This is a genomic window from Paenibacillus sp. CECT 9249, assembly GCF_918697855.1.
GTDB lineage: Bacteria > Bacillota > Bacilli > Paenibacillales > Paenibacillaceae > MSJ-34.
Genome location: NZ_CAKKLI010000042.1, coordinates 17,867 through 40,907 on the forward strand (window position 1 = coordinate 17,867; position 23,041 = coordinate 40,907).

Annotated in this window: 19 protein-coding genes; 16 read left to right on the top strand and 3 right to left on the bottom strand. The window is 50.7% G+C overall.

Annotated elements, in window-relative coordinates; genetic code table 11:
* Positions 1-68: 68 nt before the first annotated feature.
* The 7 genes from LQ229_RS21390 to LQ229_RS21420 all read left to right on the top strand — a co-directional run bounded on the left by LQ229_RS21390 (position 69) and on the right by LQ229_RS21420 (position 7,037).
* Positions 69-1,394, top strand: a complete 1,326-nt coding sequence (locus LQ229_RS21390; RefSeq protein WP_230192867.1) for an ABC transporter substrate-binding protein — start codon at positions 69-71, stop codon at positions 1,392-1,394.
* A gap of 72 nt (positions 1,395-1,466) precedes the next feature.
* Positions 1,467-2,354, top strand: coding sequence for a sugar ABC transporter permease (locus tag LQ229_RS21395; protein WP_216541043.1), 888 nt, complete (start codon positions 1,467-1,469; stop codon positions 2,352-2,354).
* A 12-nt stretch (positions 2,355-2,366) separates the two neighbouring features.
* Positions 2,367-3,179, top strand: a complete 813-nt coding sequence (locus tag LQ229_RS21400; protein ID WP_230192868.1) for a carbohydrate ABC transporter permease — start codon at positions 2,367-2,369, stop codon at positions 3,177-3,179.
* Between the two features lie 36 nt (positions 3,180-3,215).
* Positions 3,216-3,812, top strand: a complete 597-nt coding sequence (locus tag LQ229_RS21405) for an SIS domain-containing protein (protein WP_216541046.1) — start codon at positions 3,216-3,218, stop codon at positions 3,810-3,812.
* 44 nt (positions 3,813-3,856) lie between these two features.
* The gene (rbsK, locus tag LQ229_RS21410) at positions 3,857-4,771 is read left to right on the top strand and encodes a ribokinase (RefSeq protein WP_216541052.1); all 915 of its coding nucleotides are present in this window, start codon (positions 3,857-3,859) and stop codon (positions 4,769-4,771) included.
* Positions 4,768-5,877: a glycoside hydrolase family 172 protein gene (locus LQ229_RS21415; protein WP_230192869.1), complete on the top strand. Its 1,110-nt coding sequence runs from the start codon at positions 4,768-4,770 to the stop codon at positions 5,875-5,877. Before rbsK ends, LQ229_RS21415 begins: the two co-directional genes overlap by 4 nt.
* Positions 5,878-6,029: 152 nt before the next feature.
* Positions 6,030-7,037: a LacI family DNA-binding transcriptional regulator gene (locus LQ229_RS21420; protein WP_230192870.1), complete on the top strand. Its 1,008-nt coding sequence runs from the start codon at positions 6,030-6,032 to the stop codon at positions 7,035-7,037.
* A 329-nt stretch (positions 7,038-7,366) separates the two neighbouring features.
* Here the strand turns inward: LQ229_RS21420 and LQ229_RS21425 are convergent, their stop codons facing one another.
* Entirely contained in the window at positions 7,367-8,521 is a 1,155-nt protein-coding gene (locus tag LQ229_RS21425; RefSeq protein ID WP_230192871.1) for a copper amine oxidase N-terminal domain-containing protein, read from the bottom strand.
* An 88-nt stretch (positions 8,522-8,609) separates the two neighbouring features.
* Positions 8,610-9,398: an AraC family transcriptional regulator gene (locus tag LQ229_RS21430; RefSeq protein ID WP_230192872.1), complete on the bottom strand. Its 789-nt coding sequence runs from the start codon at positions 9,396-9,398 to the stop codon at positions 8,610-8,612.
* Between the two features lie 268 nt (positions 9,399-9,666).
* Between LQ229_RS21430 and LQ229_RS21435 the strand changes: the two genes are divergently transcribed.
* From LQ229_RS21435 to LQ229_RS21470, 8 genes are all read left to right on the top strand, one after another.
* Entirely contained in the window at positions 9,667-10,749 is a 1,083-nt protein-coding gene (locus LQ229_RS21435) for a glycoside hydrolase family 172 protein (protein WP_230192873.1), read from the top strand.
* 176 nt (positions 10,750-10,925) lie between these two features.
* On the top strand, positions 10,926-11,795 hold the full coding sequence (locus LQ229_RS21440) for an ABC transporter permease subunit (protein ID WP_356711586.1): 870 nt from the start codon (positions 10,926-10,928) through the stop codon (positions 11,793-11,795).
* 46 nt (positions 11,796-11,841) lie between these two features.
* Positions 11,842-12,714: a carbohydrate ABC transporter permease gene (locus tag LQ229_RS21445; protein WP_230192874.1), complete on the top strand. Its 873-nt coding sequence runs from the start codon at positions 11,842-11,844 to the stop codon at positions 12,712-12,714.
* Between the two features lie 66 nt (positions 12,715-12,780).
* Positions 12,781-14,337, top strand: a complete 1,557-nt coding sequence (locus tag LQ229_RS21450) for an extracellular solute-binding protein (RefSeq protein WP_230192875.1) — start codon at positions 12,781-12,783, stop codon at positions 14,335-14,337.
* 6 nt (positions 14,338-14,343) lie between these two features.
* Entirely contained in the window at positions 14,344-15,657 is a 1,314-nt protein-coding gene (locus LQ229_RS21455; RefSeq protein WP_230192876.1) for an ADP-ribosylglycohydrolase family protein, read from the top strand.
* 48 nt (positions 15,658-15,705) lie between these two features.
* A complete protein-coding gene (locus tag LQ229_RS21460) occupies positions 15,706-17,967 on the top strand; it encodes an AraC family transcriptional regulator (protein WP_230192877.1) in 2,262 nt (753 codons plus the stop codon).
* A gap of 9 nt (positions 17,968-17,976) precedes the next feature.
* Positions 17,977-18,666 (top strand): N-acetylmannosamine-6-phosphate 2-epimerase, encoded by a 690-nt coding sequence (locus LQ229_RS21465; RefSeq protein ID WP_216540280.1) that lies wholly within the window; start codon positions 17,977-17,979, stop codon positions 18,664-18,666.
* Positions 18,667-18,837: 171 nt separating this feature from the next.
* On the top strand, positions 18,838-19,806 hold the full coding sequence (locus LQ229_RS21470) for an acetylxylan esterase (protein WP_230192878.1): 969 nt from the start codon (positions 18,838-18,840) through the stop codon (positions 19,804-19,806).
* Between the two features lie 101 nt (positions 19,807-19,907).
* On the opposite strand, the gene LQ229_RS21475 is transcribed toward LQ229_RS21470, so the two are convergent.
* Positions 19,908-21,989 (bottom strand): PBP1A family penicillin-binding protein, encoded by a 2,082-nt coding sequence (locus tag LQ229_RS21475; RefSeq protein ID WP_230192879.1) that lies wholly within the window; start codon positions 21,987-21,989, stop codon positions 19,908-19,910.
* Between the two features lie 217 nt (positions 21,990-22,206).
* On the opposite strand from LQ229_RS21475, the gene speE reads away from it, so the two are divergent.
* Entirely contained in the window at positions 22,207-23,034 is an 828-nt protein-coding gene (gene speE, locus LQ229_RS21480; RefSeq protein WP_216540278.1) for a polyamine aminopropyltransferase, read from the top strand.
* Positions 23,035-23,041 lie beyond the last annotated feature (7 nt).

Below are 23,041 nucleotides of genomic sequence, written 5' to 3' on the forward strand. Positions count from 1 at the left end.
GTTACTTGCATGGGTCCCCCGACTTTATACTGAAGTCGATCACAAACTGAAAGGGGACCCACCATCCAATGAATAAGAAAAGCTGGAAATTGATCGTGCCGATCGCTATGGCACTCCTCCTCATTTTTCAAGTCGGTTGCGGATCGAACAATGCGAATCAAACCGGCCAACCGGCCGAAACGTCCGGTACGGACGACGGAACGAAGAACGCCGGTTCGGGTTCGAAAGAGAAAATCAAGCTGCAATTTTGGGATATGCATACGGAAGCCGAACAGAAGTTTTTCGAAGATTTGGTGAAGGAATACAACGAATCCCAAGATGCGGTGCAGATTGAGTATTCGACATACAACCAAGCCGACTATACCGCGACGAAACTTCCGATCGCCTTCTCCGGCGGCAACGGACCGGATATTTACATGATCAGCCCCGGCGACTTTATGAAATTCGCCAATTCGGGCTACCTGGCCGATCTGGCTCCATATTTCCCGGAAGGCTCGCGGGAGGATTTCCTTCCTTCGGCGCTTGACGCCGTCACCGTTGACGGCAAAGTGCTGGCTCTCCCATACGAGATGGAGCTTCTCGGACTCTATTACAACGAAGACATGTTGAAGCAGGCAGGCGTGGAAGTGCCGAAGACATGGGACGAATTGCTCGAAGCGGCGCGGAAGCTGACGACGAACAAGGTAGCGGGTCTCGTGCTTCCGCCGGATAAGGGAGCGTACTTCAACTTCAACTTCTATCCGTTCTTATGGCAAGCGGGCGGCGCGGTGCTTAGCGAAGACGGCAAATCCTCGGCGTTCAACTCGCCGGAGACGGCCAAAGCGCTCGACTTCTGGGGCACGTTCTTCAAAGAAGGATTGTCTCCGTCCAAGCTGCAATACGGACCGTGGGAAATCGACAACTTGGGCAAAGGCTCCGCAGCGATGCAAATTTGCGGCACTTGGGCCATTAGCAGAGCGGAAGAAGTATTCGGCGACGTGCCGATTAAGCTGGCTCCGCTTCCGATTCCGGAAGGCGGCAAGCCCGTAACGACGGCGGGCGGCTGGAAATTTGCCGTCAACGCGAAGAGCGCCAATATGGAAGAAGCGGCCAAGTTCGTCATGTGGGCTTTCGCTTCCGACACGAAACGTCCTTTGAAATGGGCGACGGAAACGAAATTCGCTTACCCTGCCCGTCAATCGGTTATCGAAGAAGGGAAAGAAATTTACAACAAAGGCATGCGCAAAACCTATACGGACGAAATCTATGAAACGGGCATTCCGGAGCCTGTCTACTCTCCGGCTGTCGTAGAAGCGATCGGGGACGCAATGACGAAAGTCATGTTCGGCGCTCTCTCGGGTGCGGACGCGGCGAAAGAAGCGGATGCCAAAATTAGCGAAGCGTTAAAGCAATAGGTATTTACGATTAGTCGGGGGCGCGGTCGGTTACGTCGTCCCCCGCATTCTTTTTTTGGAGGAGGGTATTCAGTGATTCCAAAGCGATTGCGTTCAAGAGCGGTACAGGAGCGGATCACGGCATACTGCTTTTTGCTGCCCGATCTCGTCGGACTTCTGATCTTTGTCTTTATTCCGATCATTTATGCCTTCTATGTCAGCTTGCATCAGTGGGATGCGTTGAATCCGATGAAGTTTATCGGTTTGGATAACTACGCGACCTTGTTCAAGGACAAGGATTGGTGGCATTCGGTCGGGAAAACGCTGCAGTTCAGCGTCATTTACGTCCCGTTGCTTTTCTGTCTCTCGTTAGGTTCGGCTTTGATGTTGAACGCTTTGCGGGGGAAGATCGTTTCGCCGGTCCGGACGATGTTCCTGCTGCCGTTCGCGATTACTTCCGTCATTTCCGCCATTATCGGGATGTACATGCTCGATCCGCGGAACGGGATCGTCAATGAATTGCTCGGCTTCGTCGGCATCGCCCCGCAGCAGTTTCTCGGGTCGACTTCGCAGGCGTTATACAGCATCGTTGCGATTCTGCTGTGGATCAATATCGGATATAACATGATCATTTTCCTGTCGGCGATCAAGGAAATACCGAAAGACTACTTCGAGGCGGCACGCATCGACGGGGCGAACCGCTGGGAAACGTTCCGGAGCATTACGTTCCCGCTGCTGAAGGAAACAAGCACGTTCATTCTCGTCGTGACGACGATCGGTTCCTTCCAGGTGTTCGACCAGATTATGGTCATGACCAAAGGGGGACCTGCCAGCAGCACGGAGGTCAGCGTCGTCTACATTTTCAAACAAGGCTTCCAATTGCTTAACATGGGATATTCTTCGGCGCTCGCCTTTGTGTTGTTTTTGATGATTTTCGTGTTATCCCTGATTCAATTGAAACTTTTCTCCTCGAAAGATTAGGTGGTGGACTGGATGAGAACTTCAGAGCGGACGGTATTATCCGTTCTAGCCGTCATTTGCGGCTTACTGTTAATATTCCCGATCTATACGCTGGTGATCAGCTCGCTGCGTTCGGAGGCCAATGTGCTTGACGTCGCGTTTCTGCCGACGGAGTTCGTCTTGGGAAATTTCGCGGAAGCGATCCATTCCACCAAGCTGCTGCGCTCGATCGGCAATTCGCTCATCGTCAGCGTGACCGTAACGGTGGTGGCGATGCTGTTCCATGCGATGACCGGATATGCGCTGGCCAGACTGCGTTTCCCCGGGCGGAAATTCATCTTCGCCTGGATGCTGAGCACGCTGATGGTGCCGTTCGCGGTCATTACGATTCCGCTGTATCTGATCGCCAAAAGCTTCGGGATGCTGGATTCCTATTCGGGATTAATCATTCCTTCCATTTTCAACGCCTATGGCATCTTTTTATTCCGCCAGTTTTATCGCGACTTCCCGAAAGAGCTGGAGGAAGCTTCTTATATGGAAGGTTTGTCGATTGCGGGCACCTTTTTCCGCATTGCGCTGCCTTTATCCGTGCCGATCATCGTACCGCTGACGATCGGATTTTTCCTGGCGAACTGGAACTCGTATTTGTGGCCGTTGATCATTACGCAAAACGAGAATTTGTGGGTGGTGCAGCAGCAATTAGCCAATCTGGTCGGGGGCGGGTATTACACGCCTTGGAACGTCGTTCTGGCCGCGGCCGTCATTGCGGCGATCCCGACGTTTCTACTCTTCTTCGTCGCCCAACGCTACTTGGTTGAGGGCATCAAGACGACGGGAATCAAATAAATCGTTACGTTTCAACAGGAAAGGAGCATCGACGCGATGATTCATAAATGGGTGCAAGAGTCGTTGGAGAATGAGGCCAACGCGCTTTACCAAACGAGCAAGCAGGTTGGAGAGGAATATGTGAAAGCCGTGAAAATGCTGGAGGCCTGCACGGGCAAAGTGGTGGTGACCGGGATCGGCAAATCGGGACATATCGGGAAAAAGATCGCCGCTTCGCTGTCCAGTACGGGTACGCCTGCTTTCTTCGTCCATTCCGCCGAGGCGGTGCATGGCGACAGCGGCATGATCGAGCGCAAAGACGTCGTCATCTTGTTGTCCAATAGCGGCGAGACGGCGGAGGTGCTGAACGTGCTCGGCATTATTCAGAAAATCGGGTCGAAGTGCATCGCGATTACGAAAAATGCGGACTCGACGCTTGGCCGGCATTGCGACGCGGTGTTGTCGTACAACTACGAACGCGAAGCCGATCATCTCGGGTTGGCGCCGACGACGAGCGCGCTGCTCCAGCTTGCCGTAGGGGACGCGCTGGCGGTTACGCTGTGCAAGGTGAAGGGATTTACGAAAGAAAGCTTTCATTTATACCATCCGGGCGGCAGCCTGGGAGCGAAGCTCTCCGCGGAGAGCGATCGGTAGTCAACACAGAATGGGACAGTAAGGGGGAGAAGCCCTTGAGCATTATGGTTATCGGCAGTTTTATGATGGATTTGGTCATTGGCACGAATCGCGCTCCGGAAGGAGGCGAGACGATTATCGGCAACAGCTTCGGCAAATTTCCCGGAGGCAAAGGGGCGAACCAGGCGGTCGCGGCGGCGCGGCTTGGGGCCGACGTCCTGATGGCGGGCAAGCTCGGAGACGATTTCTTCGGCGACGAGATGCGCTCGGTGCTGCGGCAGGAAGGGATTGACGTCGGCAATATATTGACGGACAAACATACGCCGACCGGCGTCGGCACGATCGTGCTGGAATCGAGCGGGCAGAACCGGATTATTGTCGTTCCTGGCGCCAATATGGAATATACGCCGCAAGAGGCGAAACAGTTGGAGCCTCTGATTCGCAGTTCGCAAATGCTCGTTATGCAGCTCGAAATGGATGTCGCCGTCATCGAACAGGCGGCGGAACTCGCCTACGGATGCGGTGTGCCGGTCATTTTGAATCCGGCTCCGGCAAGAGAACTGGATGCGACTCTGTTGCGCAAAATTACGTATTTGACGCCGAACGAAAGCGAGCTAAGCTTGCTGACAGGCGTTTCCGCCGATACGTTGGACGGCGTTCGCCGCGGCGCTCGGATATTGCTTGATCAAGGCGTCCGCAATGTTATCGTTACGCTCGCGGAACGAGGCGCGTTGATCGCGAACGAGCAAGAATTTACGCTGGTTGAAGGTTATCCCGTCGAGCCGGTCGATACGGTGGCGGCGGGCGATTCGTTTAACGGCGCGCTGGCCGTCCGTCTGCTGGCAGGCGATTCGCTGCCGGAAGCGGTTCGTTTCGCCAATGCCGTCGGCGCGCTTACGGTGACGAAACGCGGCGCGATCCCATCGCTGCCGCGGCTCGGAGAAGTATTGTCTTTTATGGAAGGAAGGGGTACAAGATGATGATAGAGCACAATATAGCAAGCCTTTCCCAGGCGCGTAACGGGAAGAGCAAGAGGGTATCGAGCTACGACCGTAGCGGAGGCAATAAAGATTATTATTCCGTCCGGCCGGGAGACGTTACGGAAATTTGCGACATTTCCGGCGCGGGCTGCATTAAACATATTTGGATGACGATGGCGACGGACGCTCCCGTGGAGGAGATCTTGCTGCCGCGGAAAATCGTGCTCCGCATGTATTGGGACGGGGAAACGGATCCGAGCGTAGAGGCGCCGATCGGCGATTTCTTCGGGCTGGGACACGGAATAACGAAGAACTACACTTCGGCTTGCCTTATGATGAGTCCGGAGGACGGCAAGTCGTTCGTCAGCTACTTCCCGATGCCGTTCGCTTCCCGCGCCAGAATTGAAATCGAGAGCGAAGCCAATCAGCCGATCAAGTTTTATTTCTACGTCGATTATGAAGAATACGATTCGCTGCCGGACGATCAGCTTCGTTTCCATGCGAAATGGAACCGGGAATGCCCGACGCAAGGCATCGACGATTGCGGCGTCGACAACGCGTTCTTCGAATTCGGGGGCAAGAACACGACCGGAGAGGGCAACTATGTCATTCTGGACGCCGTCGGCAAAGGACATTATGTCGGCTGCAATTTGAACATCCATAATTTGCGTTCTACCCGGGAATGGAACTGGTACGGGGAAGGCGACGACATGATTTTCATCGACGGAGAGCCTTGGCCTCCATCGCTGCATGGAACCGGGACGGAAGACTACTTCAATACGGCTTGGTGCCCGCAGCAGGAAGTTTGCACGCCTTACCACGGCATCATCCTCGGCGGAGGGCCGAACTGGAGCGGGAAAATATCGGTATACCGCTATCATATCCAAGATCCGATCATGTTCGACAAGAGCATTAAGGTGACGATCGAGCACGGACATAATAACCATCGCAGCGACGATCTGTCCTCCACCGCATATTGGTACCAATCGGAGCCGCATGTGAAATTCGCGCCGCTGCCGAAGGTGACAGACCGTTTGCCGCTGCCGGACATTTTGCCGTTCGACGAAGAGTCGAACCGGAAGCAGTTCGAGCATCGCAATCCTTAATGAGATACGGAACGGACGGAGAAGAGATTTTCTTCGTCCGTTTCTTTTTGTTTCATCGCGGTTTCTTATCATAATTTCGTTGATTCGATGTGGAATATCATCTAAGATTATGTTAGATAATTACAGAAATGAAGAATCGGAGGGAGACGGGCGTGGCAACCATCTATCATATCGCGGAAAGATTGGGAATATCCCCGTCTACGGTTTCCCGGGCGTTATCGGGCCGCGGATATTGCAAAGAGAATACGAGGGAGCAAGTTCTGCGGATGGCGAAGGAGTTGAATTATGCCCCCGATCATGCGGCCAAAATGTTGAAGACGAGAGTCACCAAAAAAATATTGTTCGCCGTACCCGACATATGCAATCCTTTCTATTTCGATATGATCCACGGCATTAACAGCGTCATCGAGGAATACGGCTATCTTCTTATTTTGCTGCATACCAAGAATGAATTGGACGAAGAATTGCGCGCGATCCAGACGCTGCGCGAGAAATATGCGGACGGTATGATTATGGTGTCGTTTGATTTTAACGATCGCAATATCGACGCAATCAACGGCCTTGGCGCCCCTGTGGTGCTGACCAACCGGTACGAGTCGGATGGCGGGAACGACCGGTTTCATTATGTGTATGTAGATACGTATCTGGGCATTCGGCAAATTGTCCGGCATTTCATCGGGCAAGGGATGGAACGAATCGCCTACGTCGGCGGCAGCTTGCAGGAGCAGACGGGCGGCGAGCGCTTCCGCGGATACAGCGATGCTATGGAAGAGGCGGGGCTTCGCGTCCATCCGGAGTATGTGCAGGAGGCCGATTATACCGAGCGCGGGGGCTATCTAGCAGGACAGCGCCTTCTTCAAAGCGCTCTCTTGCCGCAGGCGGTGGCGCTCGCCAACGATTTGATGGCCTTCGGCTTCATGAAGGCTTGCGAGGAGCGGGGCGTCATTGTGCCTGACGATATCGCCGTCGCGGGCATGGACAATCTCGATATTGGCGCGCGGGTGCATCCGAAGCTGACTTCGGTTGATTTGCAAGTAAAGGAAATCGGCAGACATGCCGCCCGAATCTTGATGCAGCTGCTGCACGACGAGCAGTCGGATATTCGGAACGTCCGGCTCGTTCCGCAGCTTATCGTACGGGAGTCCAGTATGCGGAAGTAAGGAGCGGGAGTGTCGGCGCGCAAGGTCGGTTGGCTTCGCGAACAGGTCTCCTTGTTTCGCCTTCTGTCGGTATACCGTTTGCTCAGGGCAGAGGAGGCAACCGTATGTCGGTGGCGATGCCGGAAGCAAGCTTCTTCCTACGAAACGATCGGATTGCTTAACTACGGGCAGTCGCCCCCTTTCTGAACGAAAGGGATTTCGACAAAAGGGCGGGAAAAGCAATGGTACGAAGGCAGGCCGACGGCAACTCCAACCGCACCGGTCCGTCAGGATGAATCGATCGCCTTCTTGTATCGAAAAAGCCCGGGAAGTCCCCGGGCTTTTCTCTTTTACTTCAACTCGTACGTCAGGTTGCTTTCCGTATTGTTCAGGAGGGCGGTATGTTTAAAGGTTAGCGTCGCGCCGTCTTTTTTGACGAACGTCAGCTTGTCGCCGGGGTAGTCCGCTTCCGTAGGCAGCCAGTCCTCGAGGATGCCGATCTCTTCTTCGCTTAGAAGTTCCTTATACAATACGGTGGACTGCTTCGTCTTCAAGTTAACGAGCGTCAGCGTCTGCTTCTTGTAAGGGCGAATTAACAGAAAATCCGTGTCGATCGCTTCCACCGTATATACATCGTCTTCGCCGCCCAATGCTGCCAGATCGTACGATTGGACGATTTCGCCGTTCGGACGGACGAGATGAAGCGTCTTGTCGTCGATCATCGCGATATTGTCGCCGTAACCGCCGACGCTTTGCGAATTATGAAATCCCCAGTAATGAACTTTCGATTCCCGCACGATTTTGTTTTGATTCACAATCGCTTTGTAATGAACGTCGTTCAAGTGCGGTTCCCCGTAATTATCGAGTACGGAAACGATATATTGCGAGTTGCCGAGATAATCGACATGCATCCCGCCTATTTCCTTCACTTCCATCCTCGTCTTGCCGATCAAGGCGGGCACAACCTTGCCGCTTTTGTACAACGAACCGTCCTTGCGGTTCAGCCAAAACACGTTGTTCTCGGAATCGGCGGCCATACCGGCGATCGCCACCAAATATTGCGAGTCGTAACGAATGTTGGCGGTATTGGTGCGATTGTCCCAATCGAGCGGAATGCCGAACGCGTCGGAGAAGGCCCGAAGCTGGACATAGGTAACGCCTTGTTTGATTTGTACGTCCGCTTGTAATGTTCTGGTCGTTTTGCCGTCGCTGACGGTTGCATGTTTTGTTTTGGCATCGATTTGCAAGCGCCCGTTGATCCCGGTGGAGTAGACCGTACCGTCCGACCATTTGGTATACAAATCCAGCATGCCGGATAATTCCCGCAATGGCAAGTAAATCCGGCCTTTATCGGCGAAAGGCGCGTTCTCCAACGCGATTTCGTTCCCGTTTTGCTGTACGTGAACTGCCGTTTTGGCAGGAGCCGCATAGGCGGCGGTTGAACTAAGTATAAACAAGGTTAATAGAGCAGCGAATCCTTTGAATCGGATGCTTCGTTTTTGCATACGTGATCCTTCCTTTCTACATGTTAGACGCATGACGGCGCCGATTTGTTTCGATGCGGCGGGACAGTCCGGCGACTTCGCATTGAGCTCAATTTTTTTTGCGATAAAAAGACGGTGCCACACCGTCCATCTTTTTGAAGACTCTGCTGAACGAGTGTATATTTGGAAAACCTAATTGTTCGGCGATCTGGGTGAGCGACTCCGTCGTGTATTGGACCAATTCCTTCGCCTTACCGATTCGGATTAACTGATGGTACTGAATCGGCGTCATACCGAAGGCAAGCTTGAACAGTCTTATCAGATGGTATCTGCTCAAATGCGTCATTTCCGCTAATTCCCCCAATGAAATATCCCGGTCCGCTTGCTGATGCAAATATTGCTTGATTCTCACAAGTCGTTCCCAATGGGAAATGACGGGCTCATGTCGGCTCAGATGCTGCTCCCTCAGGAGCGCCGTCCATAATTGAACGAATATTCCTTTCGCCTCCGTTTCATAAAAAGGCATTTTCATTGTGAAAACATGAATAATGTCGAACATCATTTTTTCCAGATAAGCCGGATTGGAGAAGCGCATATGATTCGGCAACTCCATGGGCGGATAGGAAGCGGTGTCTTCCCGGAACCAGGCTTTTTCTTGAACGGTCATCTGTTCGATCATATTAAAAGAAACTTTCACATCCTCGCTGTCCGGTTGATAATACAAGTCAAAATGCAGATGCGGCTGCCTAAACGGAACACTGCCTATAAGCCGGATGGAATGCCGTTGCCGCGGCTTGAACAGAAAGAAGTCGCCAGGACAGCCCCGATACGCCGCGTCCTCAATAGTTACCTCAATCTCTCCTTCTTTAACATAAAGCAACTCATAATCGAAGATCATTCTTTCACGCAGCTCCCAGGGAGGTGAAATTATATTATCAAGAGCAACGCGGATATATGGCGATAAGCTATGCAAAGGGTGAGCGTGCATCAGAAAGTCATCTCCTGCCTAACAATACTAGATTAAAGCAATATTTGATAAATAGTTGTGGATTTCTGCTAAATATTTTTCGGATAAAGTTGATAATATTAGGTCCTAAGGGCGATGTTTCAAGGATATCTTGTTCTATTATAAAACCCAAAAAGGATAAACGAAAGGATGTAAAACGATGGCGGAGTTTAATGGTTTAGGAATGGGATTGGGCAACTTATCGCGGTTGTCCAAAGCGAAGACTCGTTCGATCTGTGCGGAAAATTTTACAGGAGAGAAAGGCAAGGCAGGGATGGCTGTAGACGGAACAGGCTCCCGATTCGCCAGAGATTTGGGGCAAGGATGGAAAGTTTCCCCTTCCGTATCGGTAAAAGCAAAGACGACGTTTACAATGGCGGATGTTGTCGGGCCGGGAGCGATTCAACATATATGGCTTACTTGTTTACCGAATGTGTGGCGTACATTGATTTTGCGGATTTATTGGGACGGGGAGGAACAACCGTCTGTAGAAGTTCCTGTGGGCGACTTCTTCTGCAACGGCTGGTGCGAGCGCAGCAACGTCAATTCGCTTCCGGTTGCTGTCAACCCGGCCGGGGGAATGAACAGCTATTGGGAAATGCCGTTTCGCAAGGCAGCCAAAATTACAATGGAGAACATCGCCGAAGAGGATGCCACGCTATTCTATCAAATCGATTATACCCTGACAGATATCCCTGACGACGCTGCCTATTTTCATGCTCAGTGGAGACGCAGCAATCCTGTGAAATATAAGGACGTTCATACGATCGTTGACGGAATTTGCGGCCGCGGACATTATGTCGGTACTTATCTGGCGTGGCAGTCAAATCATACCGGATGGTGGGGCGAAGGAGAATTGAAGTTTTATCTGGACGGAGACGACACGTTTCCGACAATTTGCAGTACGGGAACGGAGGACTACTTCGGCGGCGCATGGAATTTCGAACATCCCCAGGGGCAATACGGTTCCTTCTCAACCGCATTCCTCGGTCTGCACCAGGTCATCGCACCGGACGGTTTGTACCGCTCTCAGCAGCGCTTTGGCATGTACCGTTGGCATGTGATGGATCCGATCCGTTTCGAGGAGGATCTGCGTGTTACCGTTCAGGCGCTCGGCTGGCGTTCCGGCGAACGCTATCTTCCGCTGCAGGACGACATCGCATCGGTCGCTTTCTGGTACCAAGCCGAACCTCATGCGGTATTTCCTGCGTTAATGGATAAAGATGGGCTTGAAGTGATTTGATCGGCAAAATAAGAACTCGCCAACGACAGTATCAGAACTAAATAGTAAAAATGAGAACTATGAAAAGGGTGCCCGCTCACGCTACGATAAGACAACGATAAAGGGTGTGAGCGGCCCATAGGGGGTGACAATGGATGGGAATGCTCAGGGAACTTGCGAAAAACCGTTATTTATATGTGCTGGCTTTGCCGGGAATATTGTTTTTGCTCATCTTTGCCTATCTTCCCATGTTTGGGCATTTCATTGCTTTTAAAAAATTTACACTAAGCAAAGGAATTTGGGGCAGTGATTGGGTGGGGTTCGAAAATTTCAAATTTTTCTTTCAGGGCGGAGATTGGCTCAGGGTTACTTATAACACAATATTCCTAAATTCTTTATTTATTGTGTTTGGATTGGGAACTTCGGTTTTGTTAGCCATTTTTTTGAATGAACTGCGCCATGCGCTTTTTAAAAGGCTCTCCCAATCGCTTATATTTATGCCTTACTTTATTTCATGGCTGGTCGTCAGCTTCATGACCTATGCGATGTTTAATACGACGGAAGGGCTGATTAACAAAATACTTGCTTCCATGGGTCTTGAGCCGATTTCGTGGTACAGCAACGCGGAAATTTGGCCTTACATTTTAACGTTTTTGTTTGTTTGGAAAACGTCGGGCTATTTTGCCATCATCTTTTTTTCGGCGATTGCCGCTATTTCTTCGGAGTTTTACGAAAGCGCCAAAATTGACGGCGCAACGCGCTTGCAGCAAATTATGCATATTACGCTGCCGCTGCTTAAGCCGACGATCTTCGTGTTGCTTCTGCTGCAGATCGGCCGAATTTTTTATGGAGATTTCGGAATGATTTATGGAATTGTCGGTGACAATCCAATTCTAATACCGACAACCGATGTCATCGATACTTATTCCTTTCGAGCGCTGCGGCAAATCGGAAATTTCAGCATGGCAGGAGCCGTGGTTCTGTACCAATCTATAATGGGATTAATCACCATTGTATTATTCAATGGAATAGCCAGGCGAATCGATAAGGATTCTTCACTGTTTTGATTGGCCCTGGGCTGCTTTCCTGGAAAATAGTTGGAGGGAAACGACATTGAACTTTTTGGATAAATGCTTTACATGGTTCATTTACGGGTTTATCGTCTTGTTTACGCTGATTTGCTTCATTCCCTTTTGGATGATCATCATCGGGTCGTTTGCCTCGGAATCCAGCATTCAGACGAACGGATATCAGCTCTTCCCTTCGGAGTTTAGCTTATATTCCTATGAATATTTGCTTGCGGGAAAACAGGTGTTCACCAGTTACGGGGTGACGCTGATCGTGACGATCGCAGGAACGGCCCTTGCCGTTCTCATCACGGCGATGTACGCGTATGTCTTGGCTCATCCGAAGGTGAAATACCGTAAAATCATGGCCTTTTTAACTTACTTTACGATGATATTCGGCGCAGGCCTGGTCGGTTTTTATATTTTAATTTCAAGTTGGCTGGGCCTGAAGGATTCGATATGGTCTTTAATACTGCCGTATTTATTAAATCCGTTCTTCGCTTTTATTCTTGTATCCTTTTACCGGACCATTCCTTATGAATTAAATGAGGCGGCAACGGTCGACGGCGCCAACGATATTTACATCTTTTTCAAAATCATTTGGCCGGTGGCTGTGCCGGCGATCGCTACGACGAGCCTGTTTTACGCGCTGCAATATTGGAACGATTGGTATTTGGCGTTATTGTTTATCGACGACCATACGCTGCATCCTTTGCAAATCATGATTCGCCAACTGATTTCGAATATTAACGCTCAAGCGTACGTTGCCGGGAGCAATACCGTCTACAGTACGCCGATCCCATCGCGCGGTGTGCAATTGGCAACGGTCTGCCTCACGATCGGCCCGATTATTTTGTTCTATCCGTTTATCCAAAAATATTTTGTCAAAGGGCTAACGGTTGGGGCTGTGAAAGGCTAGCAGGGCTATTGACGATTAGATTGATTTCGTCTTATCTCATGAACCATCAAAGAGGAGGAACTCAAAATGAATTTTAGAAGATTACTGTCATGCGGACTTGCGGTATTGTTAGTGCTGCTTACGATGGCTGGCTGCGGTTCCGACAATGGGGCGAAGCAGGGGAAAGAAGAGCGGGCCGGAGGAGGCCAAGAAGACGGATCGGGCAAGCTTGATCCGGTAACCCTTAAAATCATGATCCCGGGAGACCGCCCGGCGGATATGGACAAGGTGCTGAGAGAAGCTGAAAACAGAATGGCCGATACGTTAAATGTGAAGCTCAATGTCGTATTTGTACCGTTTTCCGATCTCGGGCAAAAAACGCAGATGACGCTCGCGTCCGGGGAGGAAATCGATTTGATTTTCGATGCGCCATGGCTGCATGTCAACCAAATGATCTCCGCCGGATTTTACGAGCCGGTGGAAGACCTGCTGAAACAATACGGTCCCAATATTATCAATTCGCGGCCCGAGGAAATGTGGGAATCCAATAAGTTTGACGGCAAAATTTATGGTATACCGCTTGGTTCTTCTCATGCAATGGGTACGACCTATCTTGTGCGCAAGGATATCCGGGAAAAACTCGGGATTCCGCCCATTCAAACTTATGACGATTTGATCAAGTTTGCCTATACGGTACAAGAAAAGGAACCGAATCTTGTTCCCTTTCTCCCGATCGGACAGGATTCGCAAAAATATATGTCGGAAGCTTCCTTTCGCATGCACTTCGATTACGATACGAGAATCCAAAAAACACATGCACTAGGATCGACCATTGTATTGTACTATAAAAATAATGACGGAAAAGTGTACAACCTGTTCGAGGAAATGGAACCCAAAGTATGGGATTGGATTTTGAACGCTAGAAAGCTGTATAACGATAAAATCATTCACCCTGACGTTCTGGCGATTAAGGATACGGATGAAGAGTTCCGCAGCGGCAAGATTGCCATCCATAATACGAACGATTTCGGTGTCAAGGATAAAGATAAGCAAGCCATCGCCCAAAATGTGCCTGGCGGAGAAGTGGAAGCGGTTACTTTTTTTGATATGACGCCTAAGAAAAACATTTCGAACTTTAAACAATGGAATTTCCTGTTCGTTCCCGCCGTCAGCAAACATAAGGAACGGGCGATTCAATTTTTGAATTGGACGCAGGAAAAGGAGAATTACGATCTGTTGGCCTACGGTATTCAGGGAGAGAATTGGGAGCCGGTCGGAGAGGATCAATATAAAATGTTAAACGATAAATATACCTGGTTCCCTTACGCCTGGATTTGGAATCCCATTCACGACCGTTTGAACGCATCCGACCCGGAAGAAGTGATTGAACTTAACAAGTTTTTACGGAAAGCCGATCATTTTGAGAAGGATATCTTAACGGGATTTGAGTTTGTCTCGGAACCGGCGGCTAACGAAATTGCCAAATACAATACGATTGAGGCGAAATATTTCACGGCTATCTTTAACGGGGTAGTCGATCCGGATGAGTATTGGACCAAGTTTAAAGAAGAAGCTGCCCCTACATTGAAGATCATCCAAGACGAACTTCAAAAACAGATCGATGCATTTCTGGCCAAGAGGTAAGGTAACATGAAATTGATAAATTGGAGAGAAATCTGGAAATATGAGTTGATTCAACTTCAAGAACAGGGGAAGGATACGGCGGGGCTTCTGTCGGAATCCGTAATATCCGCAATGACTGAGGACGAGCTCGAAAGGGCGTGCAGGGAACTGTACGCCCGGATCGACGAGCTGGAAACGGTAAGCGGATGCCGTTTCGTCGAACCGTCGCATTGGCCGGAAATTATGCGCGAATCCGGAACGAACCATATTCCTTCTACAGAGGGAGATACGCTCCCGTTCGGCGAATTGTTTGACCGAATCTATGGAGCTTGGTTGGGCAGAGCTGCAGGATGTCTATTGGGCAAACCGGTTGAAGGCTGGCCACGGGAATTAATCAGAGATTTGCTAGAAAGACATCATTCGTATCCATTGAATCATTACTTTACGATCCGGCACACTCCGCAGGTAGAGGAACAGTGGATGCTGGAAGAATATGAGCGGAACGCCATCGAATATTGCAAGGCGATGCCGCGTGACGACGACATGGATTATACGATTCTGGCGCTAAAGACCGTAGAAACACACGGTACGGATTTTGATACGTCCAATGTTGCCGAAATGTGGCTTATGTACTTGCCGCCATATATGACTTATACCGCTGAGCGTGCCGCCTACCTGAACCTATGCGCAGGCGTTTCGATTCCTCGTACAGCAGTCCATTTAAACCCTTACCGGGAATGGATCGGAGCACAAATTCGCACGGACTTGTACGGCTATATTAATCCTGGGAATCCTGCACGAGCGGCAGAGATGGCTTATCGCGACGCTGCTTTGTCCCATACAGGAAACGGCATTTACGGAGCGATGTTCGCAGCCGCTATGATTGCGGCGAGTTTTACGGAGAGCGACATCGAAGCTGTCATACGTGCCGGACTGGCGCAAATTCCGGTACGTTCGCGGCTATTTGAAGCCATTTCATGGGTGATCGACGAGAGCAGACGGGAATCCGACTGGGAATCTGCCGGAGATCGACTGCTGGAAAGATACGGGCATTATCACCGAACTCATGTGATTAATAATGCCGCCATCGTCGTCTTGGCTCTGTTGTACGGGGAGGGCGATTTGGAGAAGACGATAACCATTGCGGTTATGATGGGATTAGATACGGATTGCAATGCAGCGACGGCCGGATCTGTCATTGGGGTGCTCAACGGCGCGGTCAGGCTGCCTGACAAATGGGTCGCCCCCCTTCACGATCAAATCGAGAGCTATTTGGCGGGGGAAGAGAGTCCGCGAATTAGCCAACTGGCGCTTCGAACAGTACGGCTCATTACGCAATAATGGAAGAAATATGCCAAGGAATTATTGACATAACGGGGGAGAAACGAGATGAATCGGTTTACGCCAAAGCAAATGTACATTCGCATATTTTTGCTGCTGTCTATTGTTTTTTCCCTGATTATAATTCCATTTACCGTATTTCTGTCGCATCAGTTTTCCAAGTACGCAGCAGCCGAAATTAATAAATTGACGAATGATAAGCTAAACCAGACGCTGGAGAGTACCGAATTTATGTTGAAAAAATTGAAGGCGTACGGACTAAGCATATACGAGGATCAGAATATTCAAAATTGGCTGGTGTCCGAAACGAAGGATCCGATGCTCGCGACGGCTGCCATGCAAGCGATGACCAATTGGCTATCCAATGAGTCGTTTATCTTCGACGCCTACATGATCAACATCCGGACGGGCGAGGCGATTGATTCCCGTAAAGGAATCCATTCGCTCGATTCTTTCTATGACCAAGGCATAGTAGATAAAATCCGAAATGACAGGCCGAAATTTTTGCAGTATTTCAATCACGAAGTCGTCGGTGAGTCGCATATGGCGCTGATCGTTCCTTCCAATCCGTCCAGGCATGACTATAACGGATATTTGGCGATTTTGCTAGACAACCGATTGCTGCAAAAATATTTGCTTCAATTCAACCAGGAGATTGGCATTGAGGTTGTCGTCCTGGATCGCCAAGGCAATATGATCATGGGACCGCTTAACTCGGAACTGTCTATGCCTGTTTTATCATCGTCTAAGAATGACCGATCCGGTATGTTTCACCTTGATATCGACGGAGAACAATGGGCTGTAAATTACGCCGAGATGAAATCCCAGCCGTGGACGATGTACTATCTTACCGGATTGGGTCACTTAAAAAGTGAGGTCACGTCTTTTCAACGCAAAATTGTTATTTCTTCGCTCGTACTGTTGTTCGTACTGCTGGCATTTATTTTTTGGAATTCCCGCCGGACATACCGGCCTTTCAGCCAGCTAGCCATGATGATTAAAGGGAAAATCGGCGAGGAACTCGGAACGTCCGACTCCTCCCGCAACGGGGAGTACGCAGTCATCAGGCAAGGGATAGAAACGATGGCGGAAACCATGGATAAAATAAATCGCTCTATCCGTAACCATCGGCATTTAATTGACGGCGAATATTTGCGCCAATGGATTCTTCATGGCCACATGAACGAACCGATAAGAGAGTACATTCTTAAGGAATTCGATCTATTAACCTATAAATATATCCAATTGGCGGCCGTTCGTATCGATTCATACTCATCGTTTACAGAGAAATATACATTTGCTTCCCGAAAACTAATGAAATACGCGATGGGAAACATCGCCGTGGAAATTGTTCGCAGCCGGAATTGGAGCGGGGAAAGCGTCGATTTCGGCGGAGATCACCTGATCGTTCTGCTTGGCAGGAATGAGAGAACACTGGAAGAAACGTTAGAGGTATTTGGCGAAATTGCGGAGCAGATTGAAAAATGGTTGGGCATCCGGGTTATTGTCGGAATCAGCGATCCAAGAGACATCAACGATGAGATCCGATCCGTTTACGATTATATTTACGAATTAACTCTATTGAAATTTATTACCGGAAGCGGAAAAGTGTACGGCGAACGCGATTTTGAGCAATATTCGGATCTCGTTCAGCCGCTGCAGGATGATTCGATGTTGGAAGAGTTGATCCAAAACGTCCGTCTGGGCCGTGTAGAAAAAATGAAGGTATTGCTGGATCAGATCATCGAACAGATGCAAACCTTGACTTATGCCGAATGCAAATTTCGATTGACCCTGATTCTGTACACACTGATGAAAGCATTTAAACAATGGCGTTTTTTGAAAACGGTGGACGGTATCCAAAATCACTTGGACCGATTCGGCACGTTAAACGAGGTCAGAGATTGGTTGTATGTGGAGCTTCAGGAAATTGTTACGAATATGGGGCGGCGCAAATCCTCCGGCCGGAAGGAGGAACTCGTTACGGAAATCGTCGAGTACGTTCAAAATCGCATTCATGATCCTATGCTTAGCGCGGAGGATATTTCCGCACATTTATCGTTGTCGGTCAGTTATACGAGACAAGTTTTCAAAGAAGTATACCATAGCACGCTTTCCGACTTTATTTGGGATCAACGTATGAAAAATGTAATAAAGCTGCTGGAAACTACGACATGGTCAATTGCGGATATTGCCGAAAGGTCGGGATATCAAACCAAGAGCCATTTTTATACGGCGTTCAAAAAAACGACGGGGATGACCCCAAGCGAATATCGGCAGCAATCGGTGGAATATCCGGCAGCGAGATGAGGTGACCATATGGCAGTTTATTTTACAAGAAAAGGATTGATTGTGTCCTGCCAGGCGTTGGCCGACGAGCCGCTGCACGGAGGAGATACGATGGCCAAGATGGCTGTTGCAGCGGAGCAATCGGGCGCGGTAGGCATTCGCGCGAACGGGGTAGAGGATATAAGAAGAATTAAAGCAGCGGTTGGTCTCCCAGTCATCGGGCTGATTAAACGCGACGTGCCAGGATCGGACGTTTTTATCACGCCGACGGCGGATGAAGTAGAAGCTGTGCTGAATGCGGGTGCGGATATCGTTGCGATGGACGTAACGGATCGCGAAGACCGACTGGAGCGGGCCAAGGAATTGATCCGTCTGGCGCATCGATACGGCGCTGGAGTGATGGCAGACGTCTCCACTCTGGAAGAAGGATTGGCTGCGGAAAAGCTTGGGGCGGATATGATCGGCACCACCTTATCGGGGTATACGCCCTACAGCCCGTCTGGTGAGGAGCCGGATTTTCGCTTGATTAATGAGCTTAGTTTGCGCGTGCGCGTTCCGGTCATCGCCGAAGGACGTATTTGGTCGCCGGAACAAGCGGCACAGGCGATGGCAGCAGGTGCGGATTATGTCGTAGTCGGCAGCGCGATTACCCGCCCCCAATTAATTATCGCACGTTATGTACGCGAATTGACCGGGATACTGGAGCAGGAATCAAATTAAGGCAAACAGGGAGATATCCCTTTAGGGGAGCTCGCTGGAGAAATCAATCGTTTTTTACAGAAGTGTTATCTCTCGCAACTTCCCCGATTGTGCTTGTTGCCTTCTCAAGATAATATTATGAGAAAAGGAAGAAAAGATTTGTGGCCACGAAACGAAAGGGGAAGAAATGACATGAATGCGATAGAAAAACGGATTGCAGAATTGGAGAGGTACATGCCCGACTTAACCGGCGGCGACGATCTGGAGCCGTTCTGGCATCGGACGCTGCAAGCGGCGGAACGAAAGGCTTTGCGCGCAGAGCGCAAGCGGGAGGAGACCCCGTTTCCTTACGCGGATGCATACCGGGTGACCTATGAAGGGTACGACGATACGCCCATTCACGGTTGGTATCTTGTGCCGAAGTTTGTCCGCAGCGAATCGTTGCCTTGCGTTGTGTCGTTTCACGGTTATTCCGGCGGAAAAGGATATCCGGAAGAGTACGCCGCCTGGCTGCTGCTCGGTATGGCGGTATTCGCCGTCGATATCCGCGGCCAAGGCGGAGAGACCGGCAATCGGCTGGATCAAGGCTACGGCATGGAGAAGGGGTGGATCACCCAAGGAATATTGGATCATGAAACTTGCTACTATAAAGCGATCGCGATCGATGCGGTCAAAGCGGTAGACTGGGTATGGGAGCAGCCGGAAGTGGACCGGAACAACATCGTCGTACACGGCGCGAGCCAAGGCGGAGGATTGGCGCTCATCGTATCGGCGTTGAGTTCCAAACCTGGCCTGGCCGTAGCGAACATTCCGAATATGTGCCATATGGATTTCGGCATGCTGAACTCCACCGGTTCGTTGACGGAAGCGGCGGCGTTCGCGGAAAGATTTCCGGAGCATTTGGACCGTGTGCTGAAAACGTTAAGCTATTTCGACATGATGAACTTGGCGCATCGCATCCGGATTCCCGTTATGGTTTCCGTCGGGTTGAAGGATACCGTTTGCTTGCCGGAAACGGTGTATGCCGCCTACAATCGGATTGCGTCGCCTAAATCGATCCACGTCTATCCCTTCACAGGCCATACGGTCGTAAGGTATCACAACCGTAAAATGTACGAATTTGTTAAGCGATTTATAACCGGCAATGAAGAGAGAGGCTGAACGAATGCGAAACGGTAACGGACGTTCGGGCGGGGCAACCCGCCCGATTCCGGAATCGGGATGAGGGGCTTCGCCGTAAGCGACAGTCCCGAAGCCCCGTCTTATCCGTTCCACCACCGCTTCAAATCTTTCCACCACGAACGATGCACCTCCGTCTCCGTAGGCTTGATTTCCTCGGGTTCCGTCCCTTGATGGGCCGCGCAATATTCCGTCGGTTCCGTGCCTTCCACGAACGACTCCATTCGTTTGCCGGGACAGGCTGCGGTTGCCAGCTTCCCCGTCTCGGGATCGATATATACGGTGACGACGCCTTCGGGAATCGGGAATATTTTCGGCGGCACGTTTTCCAGCGCACGCTCTGTAAATTCGGCAAATATCGGGGCCGCCTGATGCGCTTCCGCGGCGGCGATCGTTTTGTCCTTGTCGTATCCGAGCCAGACGGCGGTCGACAACTCCGGCGTAAATCCGACCAGCCAGGCGTCGGTATCGGTCGTGCCGGTCTTGCCGGCGACCGGACGCTTCATGAGCGACGATACGCGATTGCCCGTCCCGCCGGCTTCAAAGACGCTTTCCATCAAATTGGTAAGCACATACGTATACGCCGGATCGATCACCCGTTCCTGCCGCGGTTGCGGCGCTTCGTACAACACTTTGCCGTCCGCGTCGACAATTTTCAAGATCGCGGTCGCCGCCACCCGGACGCCCTGGTTGCTGATCACCCCGAAGGCGGACGCCATTTCGAGCGGGCTGACGGGGAAGGTGCCGAGCGCAAGCGAAGGCAGCGGTTGAAGCGGGCTTTCAATCCCCATGCTGCGCGCCATATCAATTACTTTGTCAGGGCCGATCTTCATCATCGTGTTGACCGCGTATATATTGTCGGATGCGGCGATCGCCTGGCGCATGTCGATCTCGCCGTAGTATTTGCCGCCATGATTGCTCGGTTGGTACGTTTTGCGGTTATTGTCGTAATGGAAGATGGTCGGCTCGCTCTTGAAATGCGTTACGCTCGTCATTTCGCCCGATTGCAGCGCAGCCAAATACATAATCGGCTTGAAGGAAGAGCCGGGCTGGCGCGTTGTGGCCAAAGCGCGGTTAAACTGATTTTGCTTATAATCTTTGCCTCCGACCATCGCCTTAATATAGCCGCTGCGCGGATCGACGGAAACGAGCGCCGCCTGCAGCTCCGAATTTTGCGGCAAATATTTGGCGACCGCTTCCTCGGCTGCTTGCTGGGCGTGCAGATCGAGCGTCGTATAAATCGTCAATCCGCCCTGTTCCAGCAATCTTTCCTCAATTCCGAGCGTATCGACGGCGACATTTTTCACGTAATCGCGGAAATACGGCGCCGTGACCGTATTCGACTTTTGCTGCAGCGGTTGGAACGACAAAATTTGCCCATACGCTTCGTCCGCCTGCTCTCTGGTAATATACCCGCAATCGACCATCGCCTGCAAAATCGTCTTTTGCCGATCCTTGGCGTTCTTCATATCGTTATGAGGGGAGTAATACTTGGGACCCTTCGGGATGCCGGCCAACATCGCGCTTTCCGCGAGCGTCAATTCTTTGGCATGTTTGCCGAAAAAGAAGCGGGACGCGGCTTCGATGCCGTAAGCTCCGTGCCCGTAATAGATTTGGTTCAAGTACATTTCCAATATTTCATCTTTCGTATAATTCATTTCAAGCTGGACCGTATAAGCGGCCTCTTTCATCTTGCGCGACCAAGTCCGTTCATGCGACAGGAACAAGTTGCGCGCCAACTGCTGCGTCAGCGTGCTCGCCCCCTGAACTTTATCCATGCGCTGCAGATTGACGAGCGTAGCCCGCGCCATTCCTCTAAAATCGAAACCGATATGTTTGTAGAAACTTCGGTCTTCGATGGACAAGGTGGCGTGGATCAAGTCGGGCGAAACGTCGCCAAGCTTGACAGGCTGGCGCTTGCCGCCCGTGGACGTCTGCAATGTATCGATGACGTTGCCGCCGATATCGACAATTTGCGAGACTCGTCCCGATGAGAATGCCGGCAGCGCTTGGGAGCGCAAATACAAAAGCAGCGAAACGAGCCCGCATATGACGATCAAGCAGCATACCATCGTCAATATCGCAAGCCGTTTCCAGATACGGAAGCGGCGGACTTTGTTTCCGGACGAATATGTAGTTGAGTTTTTCGCCGATTGCCAAGCCATTCGCAAGCTCCTTTCGCTGCGGAATCCCTATAGCTTCTAGTATGGAAAACGATGGAAGCCGATATTCACCCGGGCAAAATAAATTTATTTTTCCAATCGACGGATACTTCGCAAATTCGTATTGCAATTTCGGCGAGTTTTCATCATAATACATTTGTTTGGTACAATAATGAGAGTGATCAAATGCATTGTCATACATGGAAAGAAGGCGATAACGATGGAATTGTGGTTTACGGAAAAACAAACGGAAAATTTCGGCATTACGATGAAAATTAAACAAACTTTTGTCAATGAAAAAACCGATTTTCAAGATTTGGCCATGGTGGAGACCGAGGAGTTCGGCCGCATGCTGCTGCTCGACGGAATGGTCATGACGACGATTAAAGACGAGTTCGTATATCATGAAATGGTGGCGCATCCTGCGCTCTTCACGCATCCGAATCCGAAGCATGTGCTTGTGGTCGGCGGCGGAGACGGCGGCGTTATCCGCGAAATTATGAAGCATCCGAAAGTAGAAAAAGCGGTGCTGGTCGATATCGACGGCAAAGTGATCGAATATTCCAAGAAATATTTGCCGGAAATTGCCGGCGAATTGGATAACCCGCGCGTTGAGGTTATTGTCGGCGACGGATTTATGCATATCCACGAATCCAAGAACAAGTACGACGTGGTCATGGTCGATTCGACCGAACCGGTCGGCCCGGCGGCGCCGCTGTTCGAGCGCGGCTTCTATCAAGGCATCTTCGAAGCGTTGAAAGACGACGGCATCTTCGTGGCGCAAACCGACAACCCGTGGTTCAAAGCGGATTTGATCCAAAAAGTGAACCGCGACGTGAAGGAGATTTTCCCGATCGTACGCGTGTACGGCGCGAATGTGCCGACATACCCGAGCGGTCTGTGGACATTCACGATGGGCAGCAAAACATACGATCCGCTCCAAGTCGACGAAACGCAAATTCCGGAACTGGACACGAAATACTATTCTCCGCGCTTGCACAAAGCGGCATTCGTGCTGCCGAAGTTCGTGGAAGACTTGTGCAAATAGGATCGAC

What these genes read in the sequence shown, in the direction of transcription:
- LQ229_RS21390 (WP_230192867.1), top strand. Translation starts at nt 69, where the DNA reads ATGAATAAGAAAAGCTGGAAATTGATCGTGCCGATCGCTATGGCACTC.
- LQ229_RS21400 (WP_230192868.1), top strand. Translation starts at nt 2,367, where the DNA reads ATGAGAACTTCAGAGCGGACGGTATTATCCGTTCTAGCCGTCATTTGC.
- LQ229_RS21405 (WP_216541046.1), top strand. Translation starts at nt 3,216, where the DNA reads ATGATTCATAAATGGGTGCAAGAGTCGTTGGAGAATGAGGCCAACGCG.
- rbsK (WP_216541052.1), top strand. Translation starts at nt 3,857, where the DNA reads ATGGTTATCGGCAGTTTTATGATGGATTTGGTCATTGGCACGAATCGC.
- LQ229_RS21415 (WP_230192869.1), top strand. Translation starts at nt 4,768, where the DNA reads ATGATGATAGAGCACAATATAGCAAGCCTTTCCCAGGCGCGTAACGGG.
- LQ229_RS21425 (WP_230192871.1), bottom strand. Translation starts at nt 8,521, where the DNA reads ATGCAAAAACGAAGCATCCGATTCAAAGGATTCGCTGCTCTATTAACC.
- LQ229_RS21430 (WP_230192872.1), bottom strand. Translation starts at nt 9,398, where the DNA reads ATGATCTTCGATTATGAGTTGCTTTATGTTAAAGAAGGAGAGATTGAG.
- LQ229_RS21435 (WP_230192873.1), top strand. Translation starts at nt 9,667, where the DNA reads ATGGCGGAGTTTAATGGTTTAGGAATGGGATTGGGCAACTTATCGCGG.
- LQ229_RS21450 (WP_230192875.1), top strand. Translation starts at nt 12,781, where the DNA reads ATGAATTTTAGAAGATTACTGTCATGCGGACTTGCGGTATTGTTAGTG.
- LQ229_RS21455 (WP_230192876.1), top strand. Translation starts at nt 14,344, where the DNA reads ATGAAATTGATAAATTGGAGAGAAATCTGGAAATATGAGTTGATTCAA.
- LQ229_RS21460 (WP_230192877.1), top strand. Translation starts at nt 15,706, where the DNA reads ATGAATCGGTTTACGCCAAAGCAAATGTACATTCGCATATTTTTGCTG.
- LQ229_RS21465 (WP_216540280.1), top strand. Translation starts at nt 17,977, where the DNA reads ATGGCAGTTTATTTTACAAGAAAAGGATTGATTGTGTCCTGCCAGGCG.
- LQ229_RS21470 (WP_230192878.1), top strand. Translation starts at nt 18,838, where the DNA reads ATGAATGCGATAGAAAAACGGATTGCAGAATTGGAGAGGTACATGCCC.
- LQ229_RS21475 (WP_230192879.1), bottom strand. Translation starts at nt 21,989, where the DNA reads ATGGCTTGGCAATCGGCGAAAAACTCAACTACATATTCGTCCGGAAAC.
- speE (WP_216540278.1), top strand. Translation starts at nt 22,207, where the DNA reads ATGGAATTGTGGTTTACGGAAAAACAAACGGAAAATTTCGGCATTACG.